Origin of the sequence: Lysobacter hankyongensis (assembly GCF_039543145.1) — a bacterium.
GTDB lineage: Bacteria > Pseudomonadota > Gammaproteobacteria > Xanthomonadales > Xanthomonadaceae > Lysobacter_I > Lysobacter_I hankyongensis.
This window is the reverse complement of record NZ_BAABJE010000018.1, coordinates 32,062-46,601: the sequence shown is the minus strand read 5'-3', so window position 1 is coordinate 46,601 and position 14,540 is coordinate 32,062. Positions and strand designations below refer to the sequence as shown.

Genomic DNA, 14,540 nt, shown 5'->3' with positions numbered 1-14,540 from the left:
GCGCGCATGCGGAGCGCGGCTGTCCTGAACGGCGCGCACCGGATGGCGCGCCGGGCCGCATGTTTCTGAAACACGCATTCTTGAAGCAGGCATGCCTGAAGCAGGCATTCCCGAAACATGTCCTCCCGAAACGCGCAGTTCTGGAACACGCAGTTCCGAAGCATGCATTTCCGAAACGTACACAGCAAACCGCATACGCCCGCGCATGGCGGCATGCAAACGTATGCATGCTTTTCCGCCATACTTCCGGATTACGCTTGCAGGTTCTCCACGACGGACCCCGCTGTGACCACATCCCCCGCTTCGCTGTTGACCATCTTCGGCGCCACCGGCGATCTCGCCCAGCGCATGCTCCTGCCCTCGCTGTACGGGCTGCAGGGTGACGGGCTGCTGCCGGCGTCGATGCGGATCCTCGGCACCGCGCGCAGCACGCTCGACGACGACGCGTTCCGCACCCTCGTCGCCGACGCCATCGCCCGCTTCGTGCCGGCGGAACAGCGCAACGACGCGACCCTGCAGGCGCTGCTGGCACGGGTGCATTACCAGCCGGCCTCGCTCGACGACGACGCGTCCGTCGCCGCGCTGGCCGAGCGCATCCGGGGCCTGCGCAGCGGCGACATCGTCTATCACCTCAGCACCTCGCCGAAGTTCTACGAACAGGCCTGCGCGGCGCTGGCCCGCCACGGTCTGGCCGGCCCCGGCACCCGGGTGATGCTGGAAAAACCCATCGGCCACGATCTGGCCGAAGCCATCGCGATCAACGACGGCGTCACCCGCAGCTTCGACGAAGACCGCGTCTACCGCGTCGATCATTACCTCGGCAAGGAAGGCGTGCAGAACCTGCTGGCGCTGCGCTTCGGCAATGCGCTGTTCGAACCGCTGTGGAACGCGCGCCACATCGAACAGGTGCAGATCACCGTGGCCGAGACCGTCGGCGTCGAAGGCCGCGGCGATTACTACGACCATTCCGGCGCGATCCGCGACATGCTGCAGAACCATCTGCTGCAACTGGTGTGCCTGACCGCGATGGAGCCGCCGTCGCAGTTCGAGCCGACCGCGGTGCGCAACGAGAAGATCAAGGTGCTGCGTTCGCTGCGCCCGATCGGCCGCGCCGAGGTCGCCATGGAAACCGTCGCCGGCCAGTACACCGCCGGCGCGATCGGCGGCAAGGCGGTGCCGGGCTATCTCGACGAGCTCGGCCGCGCCAGCCGCACCGAAACCTTCGTCGCGATGCGCGCGCACATCGACAACTGGCGCTGGTCGGGCGTGCCGTTCTATCTGCGCACCGGCAAGCGCATGCCGAACCGCTGCACGGAAATCTACCTGCAGTTCCGCGAAGTGCCGCATTCGATCTTCGCCCGCGGCGGCGCCGCCAGCCAGCCGAACGCGCTGATCATCAAACTGCAGCCGGAAGAACGCATCGAACTGCAGCTGATGCACAAGACGCCTGGCCTCGACCGCAGCGGCCTGCGCCTGTCGCAGGTGTCGCTGGATCTGGATCTGGACGAGCGCTTCGCGCACGAGCGCCGCCGGCTCGCCTACGAACGCCTGTATCTCGATGCGATTGAAGGCAACGGCACCCTGTTCGTGCGTCGCGACGAAACCGAGGCGGCATGGCAGTGGGTCGATGCGATCCTCGACGGCTGGAACCACGCCGGCAGTGCGCCCAAGACGTATGCCGCCGGCACCTGGGGCCCGAACGCGGCGGTCGCGATGACCGAACGCCACGGCCACAGCTGGCGCGAGTGAGACGACGGCCATGGCCTGGATCGAACACGACTATGCCGACACCGCCGCCCTGACCGCGGCGGTCGCCGGACATCTGCACGCGGCCTGCGCCGATGCGCTGCAGGCGCGCGGCCGCGCGCTGCTGGCGCTGGCCGGCGGCAGAACCCCGTTCCCGATCTATCGCGCGCTCGCCGCCGAGTCGATGCCCTGGTCGGACATCGTCGCGATGCCCGGCGACGATCGCTGCGTCGCGCATGCGCACGCCGCCAGCAACGTCGCCGCGCTGCGCGAGGCCTTCGCCGCGGCCGACGGCCTGCGGATCGAAGCGCTGACCGTCGCCGAAGGCGACGCGCAGGCATCGCTGCGGCACGCGCGCGACATGCTCGCGCGGAATCGCGACGCCTTCGACGCCGTCGTGCTGGGCATGGGCGAAGACGCGCATACCGCTTCGCTGTTCCCCGGCGCGGAGGCGCTGCCCGCGGCGATGACGATGGACGCGCGCGAGGATGCGTTCCTCGTCGTTCCCGATCCGCTGCCGCCGGAAGCGCCGTTCCCGCGCATCACCCTGGGCCTCGCGCGGCTGCTGCGCGCGCGCGGCCTGCACCTGATCGTCACCGGCGCGCGCAAGCGCGACGTGCTGCGCGCCGCGCAGGCGACGCACGACCCGCTGCGGATGCCGATCTCCGCGCTGCTGCACGCGCCGGACGCCACGGTGCACATCCACTGGAGCCCCTGATGAGCCGCTGCCATGAGCCTGCCGTCGTGAGTGTGTTGTCATGAGCCTCCATCCCGTCGTCGAACGCGTCACCGCGCGCATCGCGGACAAGAGCCGGCGCACCCGCGAGACCTATCTCGCGCGCGTCGACGCCGCGCGGCCGCAGGGCCCGACGCGCCGCCATCTGGGCTGCGGCAATCTCGCCCATGCCTTCGCCGCGTCCGGCAGCGACAAGCCGATGCTGAAAACCGGCGCCGGCGGCAACATCGGCATCGTCACCGCCTACAACGACATGCTCTCGGCGCATCAGCCGATGGAGCAGTATCCGACCCTGATCCGGATGGCCGCGCGCAACGCCGGCGGCAGCGCGCAGGTCGCCGGCGGCGTGCCGGCGATGTGCGACGGCGTGACCCAGGGCCGCACCGGCATGGAGCTGTCGCTGTTCTCGCGCGACACCGTGGCGCTGTCCACCGCGGTGGCGCTGTCGCACGAGATGTTCGACGCCGCGCTGATGCTCGGCGTGTGCGACAAGATCGTGCCCGGCCTGCTGATCGGCGCGCTGAGTTTCGGCCATCTGCCGGTGATCTTCGTGCCCGCCGGGCCGATGCCCTCCGGCCTGCCGAACAAGGAAAAGGCCGCGGTGCGGCAGCGTTATGCGGAAGGCAAGGCCAGCCGCGACGAACTGCTGGAAGCAGAATCCGCCTCATATCACGGCGCCGGCACCTGCACGTTCTACGGCACCGCGAATTCCAACCAGATGCTGATGGAAGTGATGGGCCTGCACATGCCGGGCACCGCCTTCGTCAATCCGAACACGCCGCTGCGCGACGCGCTGACCGTGGCCGCAACCGAGCAGGCGCTGCGTATCACCCACCTCGGCGACGACTATCGCCCGATCGGCAGGACGGTGGACGAGAAGGCCATCGTCAACGCGATGGTCGGCCTCGCCGCCACCGGCGGTTCGACCAATCACGCGCTGCATCTGGTCGCGATCGCGCGCGCCGCGGGCCTGATCATCGACTGGGACGATCTCGACGAACTGTCGCAGGCCACGCCGCTACTGGCGCGCGTGTATCCGAACGGCAGCGCCGACGTGAATCACTTCCACACCGCCGGCGGACTGGGCTTCATCATCCGCGAGCTCATCGACGCCGGCCTGATGCACGCCGACATCCGCTGCGTGCACGGCGGCGATCTGCGCCAGCAGGCGCAGGCGCCCGCGCTCGACGGCACGTCGCTGGTCTGGCGCGCACCGCCCACGCAATCGGGCGACACCGCGATCGTGCGCGGCGTGGCCGAGCCCTTCGATCGCGAAGGCGGTCTCCGTCGCCTGCAGGGCAATCTCGGCCGCGCGGTGGTGAAGATCTCCGCGGTCGCGCCCGAACATCGTGCGATCGCCGCACCGGCGAAGGTCTTCGACTCGCAGGACGCGCTGCTCGATGCGTTCAAGGCCGGCGCGCTGGGCGGGGACTTCGTCGCGGTGATCCGCGGCCAGGGCCCGCGCGCGAACGGCATGCCGGAGCTGCACAAACTCACGCCCACCCTCTCGGTGCTGCAGGATCGCGGCCAGCGCGTCGCGCTGCTGACCGACGGCCGCATGTCGGGCGCCTCCGGCAAGGTGCTCGCCGCGATCCACGTCAGCCCGGAAACGGCCTGCGGCGGCGCGCTCGCGAAGGTGCGCGACGGCGATCCGATCCGCATCGACGCCGAAGCCGGCGTCATGCAGGCCGACGTGGCCGACGCGGAATGGGCCGCGCGCGCACCGTCGATCTCCGACCTGTCCGGCAACGCCCACGGCCTCGGCCGCGAGCTGTTCGGCCTGATGCGCGCGAACGTCGGCACCGCCGAGGAAGGCGCATGCAGTCTGTTCTCCAATGATGTCGCCGACGACACGCTGCACGCGCACCGCTGAGGACCGCCGAGCGATGAAAGACACCGTGACCGCTTCCCCGCTCGCGCTGATCGCCGACATCGGCGGCACCAACGCGCGCTTCGCGCTGACCGATCTGTCCGCGGCCACCGCGCAGGTGCTCGAACCGCGCAGCCTCGATGCCTCGCGGTTCGCCAGCCTGCAGCACGCGGCCGAACACTATCTCGACGGCGTCGGCGCCAAACCGCACCACGCCGCGATCGCGGTCGCCAGTCCGGTCAACGGCGAGGAGATCCGGCTCACCAACCGCGCCTGGTCGTTCACGCGCAGCGAACTGCAGCGCGCGCTCGCGCTGGACACGCTGCACGTGCTCAACGATTTCGGCGCGGTGGCGTGGTCGGTGCCCGCGCTGCACGCGAACGAACAGATCGCGATCCACGGCGGCGACGAACCGACCCTGCACGGCCCGATCACCGTGCTCGGCCCGGGCACCGGCCTCGGCGTCGCGATGCTGGTCGGCGGCGCCGGCCGCTGGCAGGTGGTCGAAACCGAAGGCGGGCACGTCAGCTTCGCGCCGCTGGGCGACGAGGAGCTCAACATCGCGCGCTGGTTCACCGCGCGCTTCGGCCGCGTCTCCAACGAACGCCTGCTCTGCGGCAGCGGACTGTCGCACATCGACGCGGTGCTGCGCGGCGCGGTCGATCACGCCACCGGCCAGCACGAGGCGCTGCGCGAACCGGCCGACATCGTGATCGCCGCGCTGGAAGGCCACGACCTCGCCGCACGCCGCACGCTCGCGCGCTTCTGCGCCGTGCTCGGCAGCGTCGCCGGCGACGCCGCGCTGATCCACGGCTCGCGCACGGTGATGATCGCCGGCGGCATCGTCCCGCGCTTCGTGCCGTTCCTGCGCAGCAGCGCCTTCCGCGAACGCTTCCTCGCCAAGGGCCGCTTCGCCGCATATCTCGAATCGGTCAATATCCGCGTGATCACCCACACCGGCCCGGGCCTGCTCGGCGCCGCCATGGCGCTGCGCGCCGACCTCGCTTCAGAAACATCACGATGAGATGCCGCACGATGACGCCCGAGACCCTGCAACGCATCGATGACATCCTCCGCCAGGCGCCGGTGGTGCCGGTGCTGGCCGTCGCCGATGTCGACGACGCGATTCCACTGGCCGAAACCCTGGTCGCCGCCGGCCTGCCGGTCCTCGAAATCACCCTGCGCACGCCGGTCGCGCTCGAGGTCATCCGCCGCATGCGCACCGTCCCCGGTGCGATCGTCGGCGCCGGCACCGTGCTCACCGCGGCCGACCTCGCCGCGGTCGAGGAAGCGGGCGCATCGTTCGCGATCTCGCCCGGCGGCACCGATACGCTCTACGCCGCGGCGACACAGGCCGGCATTCCGCTGTTGCCCGGCATCGCCACCGCCAGCGAACTGATGCGCGGCCTCGAACACGGCTGGACCCGCTTCAAGTTCTTCCCCGCCGAATCCAGCGGCGGCATTCCCGCGCTCAAGGGCTTCGCCGGTCCGTTCGCGCAGGTGAAGTTCTGCCCCACCGGCGGCATCGACGCCGCGAAGGCGCCGTCCTATCTCGCGCTGCCCAACGTGATCACCGTGGGCGGATCGTGGATGGTGCCGGGCGACGCGTTGAAGGCGAAGGACTGGCCCACGATCGGCGCACTCGCCCAGGCCGCCGCCGTGCTGCGCGGCTGACGCCGGCGGGTTATCGACGCAGGCTGGCTTCCCGTAGGCTGGGCTGCCAAGCCCAGCATTTTCGTCAAGCATCACGGCTGGGCTTGGCAGCCCAGCCTACATCGATCGCGTTCAACCAACTCGCATCAATGCCTGGGCCCGCTCGCCGCGACGGCGAGCATTTCCGACTCCGCCCATTCGCGCAGCGCGCGTTCGACCGCCTCGGCCTCGAACGCATGCCACGCATCCAGCGCCCGTTCGCTCTCCAGCATCGCCTTGAACCGCGCATACGCACCGCGCGACGCGAACATCTCGTAGGTGTCCTCCAACCGCGCCGGCAACGACGCCTGCACGAAGCGCACCGCAAGCCGCTTGCCCAGACGCAGATCGTGCCGCGTCGGCACGATCGCGTATCTCGCCACGTCGTCGAGATCCGACGGCAACGCCGCATTGGGCGCATCGCCGAAATCTTCGTCCGAGGTCAGGAAGACCTGCCCGGTTTCGCGCGAAACGAACGCCATGTTGCCCAGCCCCGACGTGTCCGACGCCCAATCGAGCGCCTGGATCAATTCTTCGAGATCGACGGCTGCGGGGATGGGCGTCAGGGGCATCGGCGAGGCGCTTTGCGATGGGATGACGGCAGACGATACCTTCGGCTGCCAGGCGCGGCAATCGTAGCGACACCATCTTCCGATGCACGGCGATGACGCGATGGGTGAAGCGTTCGCTCGATCGCACGATGGCATCGACGAAGCGGCGTAGGCTGGGCTGGAAAGCCCAGCTTTTTCATCGAACTTCGAACATCGGGCTGGGCTTGGCAGCCCAGCCTACGCGGTATCAACCCGCTTCATCGCCGTCGCGGCTCGCACCCCACGCCATCGCCATCGCGATCCAGATGCGGTCCGTAGCCGGGGTCGCCGCGACGCACGGGCGCTGCGCCGGTTGCGCGCGCTTCGCTGCAGTTCGCGAATGCGCGCGATCCCGGTGCGGCGCGTGCGGGCGCAAGTCGAGATGGGGAGACGTCGTAGGCGTTCGGCGCATCGCGGGATGCCGGTGCTGCACCACCGCGATGGCAGTGATAGCTGCCGCGTTTGCGATCGTTGTGGCAACCGTGTTTGTCGAGTCCGCCGCCGTGCGCGGCAGCGTGGCCGGTGAAGCACAGCGCGAATGTCGCAGCGAACGCCTGCACCGCAGGATTGCGTTTCGATGACACCGTACGCGTCAGTATTTCCGCGCCTGCCCTGGCCATGCGGCATTCCCCCTGTGGAACGTCCGCGCTTCGATCCGAAGCGTGTCTCGAGTCTGTTGCTCGCGCGCAACGCGTGTCAATCACTTTCGCGTATCCGCCAGCGGCAGGGCGCAGAGTGAATCATGGTCTCTGTGCTGCAAGGCATGCATGTCGATGGTTGCCGCAATCGACATGCAATATTCGATTCATTGCGCCAATGGCACAGCGATGTGCGGATGCACGCAGCAGGACGTGCATCCGCAGGCTGCGGTGTCATCACACCGGCCGCGTGGTCGCCTTGTACGCACCGGGCAGCAGTGTGATTTCGACGTAGATATCCGGGCTCGGGGTGAAGAACATGTCGGGGTCGCTGGGACCCTGCAGGCGGTCGGTGAAGGCCATGTTGTAGGCCTTGGTCAGGCTTTGGAAATCGCTGGCGTAGTTGTTGTAGAGGGTCGGCTGGTTGGGCTGGATCGACGCGCCGAACCATTGCGCGAGCGTGGCGGTATCCGGCTGCAGCGACAGCAGATAGAACAGTTGTCCGGTACTGAGTTGGCCGATCTGTTGCTGCGCGAGGGTGCCGCTGGCGACATCGAATACGGTGCCGGCGAGGGCCGATGCGGTGCCCGTGGCGGTCGCGTGATCGGCGACGACGCGCGTGCTCGCGGCCCAGCCGAAGTTGAAGCCGGCGAGCAGGTCGCCGACGACGCGACCGGCGAGGTCGTTCTCGATCTGCGTCTGCGGATAGGCGGTCGCGCCGCCGGGATCCGCGGTCCAGTCGACGATGTACGGCGGATTCGCGCCGTAGATGCCGCTGGGCTGATCGAGATCGGTGTTCTTGAGATAGACGCTGAAGTCGCCGACCACGCCGCCGTTGCCGCTGAGGATCATGCCCGGCACGCCCTGCAGGGTCGGGATGCGCGGGTTCGCGCCTGAGGGATTGAGATCGCTCACGGCGGTTGCGGTGAGGGCATACGACTGCCCCTGGCTCCAGGCCGTCGCGATGGTGGAGCCGGGGCTGCCCGCGAATCCGAACAGGGTACCCAAGGACACCGACACGCCGCTGTCGATGGTGGTGTAGCTGGCGACGCTCAGCGACGTGCCCTGCTGCTGCAGCGTGTCGATCAGGCCGCCGCTGCTTGTCCAGTCGTGATACGGCTGGGCGTTGGCGATCATCGTCGGGACGTACAGCGAGGGCGAGAGAATGCGCGCGGTCCCGGTGATGCCGAAGGTGCCGGCATTGGCGACCGTGCTCGCGGCGACGACGGTGCCCGTCGGCACATTGGCGTCACCGGTCAGCGCGTCGAACAGCGACATGCCCGACGGCGAGGACAGCGGATTGTTGGCCGGTGGATTCGCCAGCGAGCCGTCGGCGAGATTGCGGATCGCGATCGAGATCGGAATGCCGACGAAGTCGACGTAGGACGCATCGAGGTTGGTCGACCCGAGCGTGGCGTTCGGAAAGACCGACGGCTCGACATAAGCGTAGACGGTGTTGAAATCGGGATCGTCCGGGTTCTGCGCCGCCGGGATCGTGGTCGAATTCAGCGCCGCGCCGAGGCTGAAGTAGATCCGCCCGCCGGAGTAATCGTTGATCGCGAACGTCGGCAACGCGCCCAGCGACGCCGGTGCGCCCGGAATCGTGGCGGTCATCGCGGCGAGACTGTAGGACGCGGTCGAGGTCGCGCTGCCGGTGCCGAGCGGCTGCGCGTCGCCATAGGTCTGCGCGACGCTGCCGGCGTTGATCTGCGCGCCGAGGAATTTCACGTACACCAGATCGTCGGGCACGCCGGTCTTGTTGACGATCGCGAACACCGCGTTTTCGGTCTGCGGCACCGCGTAGGTGAACTGATCCGCGGTCACGACCGGCGAGAGCCCCGTCGGCACGTTCACGCGCACGTCCACGGTGCCGAGCGCCTGCGCGGGCGAAAGCACGGTGACCTCGGTGTCGGTGACCGTCACCGGATTCGCACCCACGACGCCGAACTGCACGGCTGTGGCGCCGGTGAAACCGCTGCCGGTGATGGTGACGAGGGTGCCGCCGGTGGTCGGCCCCTGGGTCGGCGAGATGGCGGTGATCGAAGCGCTTGAACCGCTGCTGGCGTCCTGCGACATGGTGTGCGTCCTGCGTCGGAAGGGAATTCGGATCGCAGGGTGGTGTTCGCGCGTCTTGTTCCGGCGTCGCATGCGCGATGCCGTCGACCCCCTGTCGATGCGGCCGATGGTGCAGGACGTTGCGCGGGCGGGTCAATCCGGCCGGCGCGCTCAGCGCTCCGCCACCTGCCCCAGCCAGATCACCGCATAGTGCCGGGACACGCTCACGCCGAGCGCGCGCCACGGCGTGTCGCGCCAGGGACCGCGGTTGAGCAGCACGCCATGGTGCTGACGGCTGTTACGCCAGCACGCCATCGCGGCGTCCGCGGTCATGCCGTCTTCGTTCCAGCAGACGATCTCGAAGCCGTCGCCGGTGTAGGCGCCGCGGGTGATCTCGCGCGGCTTGTCCCACATGCAGCGCGCCTCGTCGTGTTCCGGGGTGTAACAGCAGGCGGACCACGGTCCGTCGGTCGACCAGCTGTGGGCAGTGCAGCGGCCACGCGGCGGATGGCGTTCGAGGTCGGCGACATGCGCGCGCGCGACCCGGGTCATGGCATCGGACAGCGGAATCGCCGGCAGTCCGTTCTGCGCGCGATAGTCGAAGACGCGGTCGATCAGCTGCGATGTGGCATCGCCGTCGTCGGCCCGGGCCACCGGAAGACATGCGGCGACGATCAGCAGCGATGCCCACCGGATTCGATGGCGACTGGTTGCGGATCGATCGCGCGGCTCGGGCATGCGGCATTCACCGGAAGATCGGGCGAGTCTAGCGCCCACCCTGCGCGCGGAACTGCGGCGTCCGTCGCGGCTGGCGCCACCAAAGAAAAGGCCCTTGCCCGGGGGGGAAACCGGACAAGGGCCAAGCTCGCCTGTCGAGAGTGTTGCTTAGAAGCGGTAGTTCACGCCGAACAGGTAGGTGCGGCCGTATTCGAAGTACTCGCGCGGCTGCGCGCTGTTGCCGTTGAAGGACGAACGGAAGGGTTCGTTCTCCAGGTTGTTGACCTGCAGGAGGATGCCGAGATTCTCGAGCGGGCCCGACTGGAAGGTGTAACCCAGCTGGACGTCGGTGACGGTCTCGCCTTCGAAGGTGCGACGGGTGCGATCGCCGCCGAAGCCCTGCACTTCACCCACGAACGCCGAGCGGTGACGCTGGCTGACGCGCGCCGAGAAGCCGAAGCGCTCGTAGTAGGCGGTGATGTTCGAGATGTACTTCGACAGGCCCGGCAGCGGTTCATCCGGGAAGTCGGGGCCGAGGGGCTGGATACTGCTCTTGGTGTCCGAATAGTTGGCCTGAATGCCGAAGCCGAGCAGCGGTTCCCACAGCACGTCCAGCGGCACCGAAACGGCGAACTCGAAGCCCTTGATGGTGCCACCCTCGCCATTGACAGGGCGGGTGAAGCCACCGAGATTGCTGGGCGGGACAAGCAGCGGATTGACCGGGTAATCGGCAGGCGTGATCGAAGTATCGTTGATGTCGAAAATGCCCTGCTCGCGATAGATGTAGGTCCTCAGGTCCTTGTAGAAGTACGCGAGGCTGACATAGGCCTTGCTTCCGCCGAAATATTTTTCGTACGAAACGTCGTAGGCGTTGGCTTCCCACGGCTTGAGCTTCGGATTGCCGCCATCGCGCATCCAGAAGCGGGTGAGCTGTCCTGTGGCGGGATCGATCACATTGGGTGCGCCCGTCAGCGGATTCTCCGCGAGACCGACGCCGATGCTCACATTATTGTTCGCGCGCAGATCGTCCATGCGCGGACGTGCCACCTGACGACCGGCGCCGACACGTACGACCTGATCCCAAGGCAGATCGAACGAGAGATTCAGGCTGGGCAGGAAATCGGTGTAGGCGGCGCCTGCTTCGAGCGGACGGCCATTGCCGCCGCCCTGGAATGTCTCCGATCCGCGCGAGGACTGATCGACGCTGACTGCCTGGAAGCCGATATTGCCCTTGACCGGGATCGAACCGATCTCGGTGTTGATGTTGGCCTGGACGTAAGCGGTGGTGACCTGCTCGTTGACTTCCCAGTTCTTGTTCGAAATATCGCCGTTCGCGTTGGCGCGGCGGGTATACAAGGTCTGGTACGCACGGAGTGCGTCGTAACCGTAGATCGAGCCGACGCCGTAGGCGTTGAAGGCGGAGTTGGTGCGCAGATCGGTCGGGATCGGCTGCGAGAAGCCGTCGGTGCAGGCCGGCGAGACGCCGCCGAGGCAGGCGCTGAGGTCCAGGAAGGCTTCGTTCGAGGCGCGGCTCTTGGTGCGGTCGGTCAGGTTGGCGCCGAATTCGAGACTGCTGAACCAGCCGTCGTCGAAGCTGCGCTCGAAGTCGAGGCGGAACGAACTCAGGCTGTCGTTGACCTCGAAGTCCTTGATGTAACCGTCCTGGCCCCAGCCGCCGGCATCGCCGAGGCGGAGGATGTTCGGATCGCCGTAGTCGTAACCGAAGTCGTGACGGAAGAAGCCATCCGGATCGAACACCACGTTGAGCGTGTCGCGCGCCAGCGCCGGATCGACGCCCGCGTAGGTCTCGAGGATCCGCTCCTTGCGCTTGGCATCGGAGTAGCCGATGTCGGCGGTGGCGGTCCAGTGCTCGCTCAGGCGAAGTTCGTGCTTCCAGCCGATGGCGAACAGATCGTCGTAGGTGGCGTTGAAATCGTTGCGGATCACCGGATTGATATTGGTGAACGAGGTGTTGGCCGGCGTGCTTCCCGGCTGGACCGTGCCGCCGAAGGCACCGGCGAATTCCATGCCGCGCTTCTGCTCTTCACGATCGAACTGCGAATAGAAGATATCGAGGACGGTGTGGTAGTTCTCGTTCGGACGGAATTCGAGCACGCCCATCAGGCCGTCGCGCTCGTTGTCATTTTCGAGGTCATAGAGCTTGCCGCCGCCGAACAGGCCGCCGCCGTCGTAACCCCAGGTGTCGCCGAACTGCTTGGCCTGACCGGGATTGTTGAGGTGGGCGTAGCCGAGGGCGATGCCGACGGTGTTGTCGGCGAACTGGTCGATGTAGGAGAAGCTGTAGCGGTAGCCGTTCTCCTTCTCGTCGCCGACCTTGTTCATGTCGCCGCGGACGTTGGCGGCGAAGGCGCGTTTGCCGAAGGCCAGCGGACGCACGGTTTTCAGGTCGACGGTGCCGGAGAGGCCCTGGCCGACGAGTTGGGCATCGGGCGTCTTGTAGACGAGCACCTGACTGACGAGTTCCGACGGGTACTGGTCGAACTCGACGCCGCGGTTGTTGCCGAGGCTGACCTGCTCGCGACCGTTGAGCGTGGTGGTCGAGAAGTCGCCGGCGAAGCCGCGGATGTTGATTTCCTGCGGACGGCCGCCGAAGCGCTGCGCGGTCAGACCCGGCAGGCGCGCGAGCGAGTCGGCGATCGACGTGTCGGGCAGTTTGCCGATGTCTTCGGCCGAGATCGCTTCGACGATCGACGTCGATTCGCGCTTGGTCTCGGTCGAGGCCTCGATACTGCGACGGATGCCGACGACCTTGATCTCATCGATGTCTTCGGCCTGGGTTTGGTTCTGGTCGGCCGACTGCGCATAGGCGCTGTTGGCCAGCATCAGCGTGGCCGAAGCCAGCGCCACGCTCAACAGGTTTCGCTTCAAAGGCTGCATGGATCCCCTCCACAGCAACTGGAATTCGTTGGCAGGTCCATGCGCGATTCCCGTCTGAGGCGAGGTTCCGCAGTTCCCGGCATGTCCGGAGTCCAGCCTGTCCCCGGCATGCAGCCGCGATGGTAGTCGGTGGCCGCACGGGGGGAAGGTGCCTGCATACGTATTCATGCAAAAACCCGTTCAAATCAGCGTCATGGGCGCACGAACGGGTGGAAATCGTCGTCTTTGACAGCCCCGTTCCCGCCGCTGCCGGGCCCCGCTCGCCGCCTGCCTGACCTTGGCACTGACCGCAGCAACCGGGTTTCCCTGGAAAGGCCAGATCGCCGCGGGCGGCACCCTCGCGGGGCGAGGACACCGGCCCGCCGCAACGTCGCGGGAGGATCGTTCAGGCCCGCAGACGTCGGAGGCAGCTCCTGTGGGAGCGACGGAAGTCGCGACAGTCCTCGGCAGGTGTTGACCAGCCTTCGGCTGTTGAAGGCCTGCAATCGGTCGCTCCCGCAGGGGCGCCGGTGACAGGTCCGGTCGCTCCGGCCTCAGCCCTTCGTCCAGAACGCCACCGCCAGGCCGACGAACACCGCCATCCCCACCCAATGGTTGTTGAGGAACGCGCGGAAACAGGCGTCGCGCGCGCGGCTGCGGCCGATGGCGAATTGGTAACCGACCAACAGACCGGCGACGCCGAGCCCCGCCCAGTACGCCGCGCCCAGCGTCATCTGCCGGCCGATCAGCGCCAGACCGGCGAAGAACAGCGCGTACAGCACCCCGAGCGCGACCAGATCGAGATCGCCGAACAGGATCGCGGTCGACTTCGAACCCGCGCGCAGGTCGTCCTCGCGATCGACCATCGCGTACCAGGTGTCGTAGCCGGTGGTCCAGAAGATGTTGGCGACGTACAGCACCCAGGCGATCGCCGGCACCTCGCCGCGGATCGCCGCGAAGCCCATCGGGATGCCCCAGCCGAACGCCAGCCCGAGATAGACCTGCGGCAGATAGGTGTAGCGCTTGAGATAGGGATAGCTGGCGGCCAGGAACACGCCGACCACGCTCATCAGGAGCGTCAGCCGGTTCATCGTCGACACCAGCGCGAACGCGACCAGCATCAGCACCGCGAACACCGCCAGCGCCTCGCGGCCGCGCACCGCGCCGGTGGCCAGCGGCCGCCCCCGTGTGCGCTCGACCAGCGGGTCCAACCAGCGGTCGGCGTAGTCGTTGATCACGCAGCCGGCTGAACGCGTCAGCCATACGCCCAGCGAGAACACCACCAGCGTCCACCACGGCGGCACGCCCTCCGCGGCCAGCCACAGGCCCCACCAGGTCGGCCACAGCAGCAGCAGCCAGCCGATCGGCCGGTCGCCGCGCACCAGCGCCCAGTACTGGCGCAGACGCTCGCGCCAGACGGGAATTTCAGCGGAAATGTCGGAGGTTTCGCTCATCGGTCCGGTCGTGGGTCCGGGGTCGCCGCGCGGAAAGCTCGCGCCGCCCGCCCGAATCGGGGAGAATAGGCGGCACGCGCCTGTAGCTCAGCCGGATAGAGTAGCGGCTTCCGAAGCCGTTGGTCGGGGGTTCGAATCCCTCCAGGCGCGCCATTTTTCCTGCGG

The 14,540-nt window shown here is 67.7% G+C and carries 11 protein-coding genes and 1 tRNA gene; 6 read left to right on the top strand and 6 right to left on the bottom strand.

Features of this window, described 5'->3' with window-relative positions:
• Positions 1–285: 285 nt before the first annotated feature.
• Genes zwf through ABD974_RS16725 form a run of 5 tightly spaced genes read left to right on the top strand, consistent with a single transcriptional unit; the run spans position 286 to position 6,026 of the window.
• A complete protein-coding gene (zwf, locus tag ABD974_RS16745) occupies positions 286–1,749 on the top strand; it encodes a glucose-6-phosphate dehydrogenase (protein ID WP_345304485.1) in 1,464 nt (487 codons plus the stop codon).
• Positions 1,750–1,759: 10 nt separating this feature from the next.
• Positions 1,760–2,464, top strand: a complete 705-nt coding sequence (gene pgl / locus ABD974_RS16740; protein ID WP_345304484.1) for a 6-phosphogluconolactonase — start codon at positions 1,760–1,762, stop codon at positions 2,462–2,464.
• A gap of 40 nt (positions 2,465–2,504) precedes the next feature.
• The gene (gene edd, locus ABD974_RS16735) at positions 2,505–4,355 is read left to right on the top strand and encodes a phosphogluconate dehydratase (protein ID WP_345304483.1); all 1,851 of its coding nucleotides are present in this window, start codon (positions 2,505–2,507) and stop codon (positions 4,353–4,355) included.
• 25 nt (positions 4,356–4,380) lie between these two features.
• Entirely contained in the window at positions 4,381–5,376 is a 996-nt protein-coding gene (gene glk, locus ABD974_RS16730; protein ID WP_345304482.1) for a glucokinase, read from the top strand.
• A gap of 11 nt (positions 5,377–5,387) precedes the next feature.
• A complete protein-coding gene (locus ABD974_RS16725; protein WP_345304481.1) occupies positions 5,388–6,026 on the top strand; it encodes a bifunctional 4-hydroxy-2-oxoglutarate aldolase/2-dehydro-3-deoxy-phosphogluconate aldolase in 639 nt (212 codons plus the stop codon).
• Positions 6,027–6,151: 125 nt separating this feature from the next.
• On the opposite strand, the gene ABD974_RS16720 is transcribed toward ABD974_RS16725, so the two are convergent.
• From ABD974_RS16720 to ubiA, 6 genes are all read right to left on the bottom strand, one after another.
• Positions 6,152–6,616, bottom strand: a complete 465-nt coding sequence (locus ABD974_RS16720; protein ID WP_345304480.1) for a hypothetical protein — start codon at positions 6,614–6,616, stop codon at positions 6,152–6,154.
• A gap of 236 nt (positions 6,617–6,852) precedes the next feature.
• Complete coding sequence (locus ABD974_RS16715) at positions 6,853–7,254, bottom strand: excalibur calcium-binding domain-containing protein (RefSeq protein WP_345304479.1); 402 nt, start codon at positions 7,252–7,254, stop codon at positions 6,853–6,855.
• Between the two features lie 255 nt (positions 7,255–7,509).
• Positions 7,510–9,348, bottom strand: a complete 1,839-nt coding sequence (locus tag ABD974_RS16710; RefSeq protein WP_345304478.1) for an IPT/TIG domain-containing protein — start codon at positions 9,346–9,348, stop codon at positions 7,510–7,512.
• A 150-nt stretch (positions 9,349–9,498) separates the two neighbouring features.
• Positions 9,499–9,981, bottom strand: coding sequence for a CAP domain-containing protein (locus ABD974_RS16705; protein ID WP_345304477.1), 483 nt, complete (start codon positions 9,979–9,981; stop codon positions 9,499–9,501).
• Between the two features lie 231 nt (positions 9,982–10,212).
• On the bottom strand, positions 10,213–12,942 hold the full coding sequence (locus tag ABD974_RS16700) for a TonB-dependent receptor (RefSeq protein WP_345304476.1): 2,730 nt from the start codon (positions 12,940–12,942) through the stop codon (positions 10,213–10,215).
• A gap of 533 nt (positions 12,943–13,475) precedes the next feature.
• The gene (ubiA, locus tag ABD974_RS16695) at positions 13,476–14,375 is read right to left on the bottom strand and encodes a 4-hydroxybenzoate octaprenyltransferase (protein ID WP_345304475.1); all 900 of its coding nucleotides are present in this window, start codon (positions 14,373–14,375) and stop codon (positions 13,476–13,478) included.
• Between the two features lie 76 nt (positions 14,376–14,451).
• Here ubiA and ABD974_RS16690 point away from each other — a divergent pair.
• Positions 14,452–14,528: transfer RNA gene (locus tag ABD974_RS16690), tRNA-Arg, on the top strand.
• Positions 14,529–14,540: the final 12 nt, after the last annotated feature.

Coding starts and splice junctions, on each gene's coding strand:
- pgl (WP_345304484.1), top strand. CDS start 1,760: ATGGCCTGGATCGAACACGACTATGCCGACACCGCCGCCCTGACCGCG.
- ubiA (WP_345304475.1), bottom strand. CDS start 14,375: ATGAGCGAAACCTCCGACATTTCCGCTGAAATTCCCGTCTGGCGCGAG.
- ABD974_RS16720 (WP_345304480.1), bottom strand. CDS start 6,616: ATGCCCCTGACGCCCATCCCCGCAGCCGTCGATCTCGAAGAATTGATC.
- edd (WP_345304483.1), top strand. CDS start 2,505: ATGAGCCTCCATCCCGTCGTCGAACGCGTCACCGCGCGCATCGCGGAC.
- ABD974_RS16710 (WP_345304478.1), bottom strand. CDS start 9,348: ATGTCGCAGGACGCCAGCAGCGGTTCAAGCGCTTCGATCACCGCCATC.
- ABD974_RS16715 (WP_345304479.1), bottom strand. CDS start 7,254: ATGGCCAGGGCAGGCGCGGAAATACTGACGCGTACGGTGTCATCGAAA.
- ABD974_RS16725 (WP_345304481.1), top strand. CDS start 5,388: ATGACGCCCGAGACCCTGCAACGCATCGATGACATCCTCCGCCAGGCG.
- ABD974_RS16700 (WP_345304476.1), bottom strand. CDS start 12,942: ATGCAGCCTTTGAAGCGAAACCTGTTGAGCGTGGCGCTGGCTTCGGCC.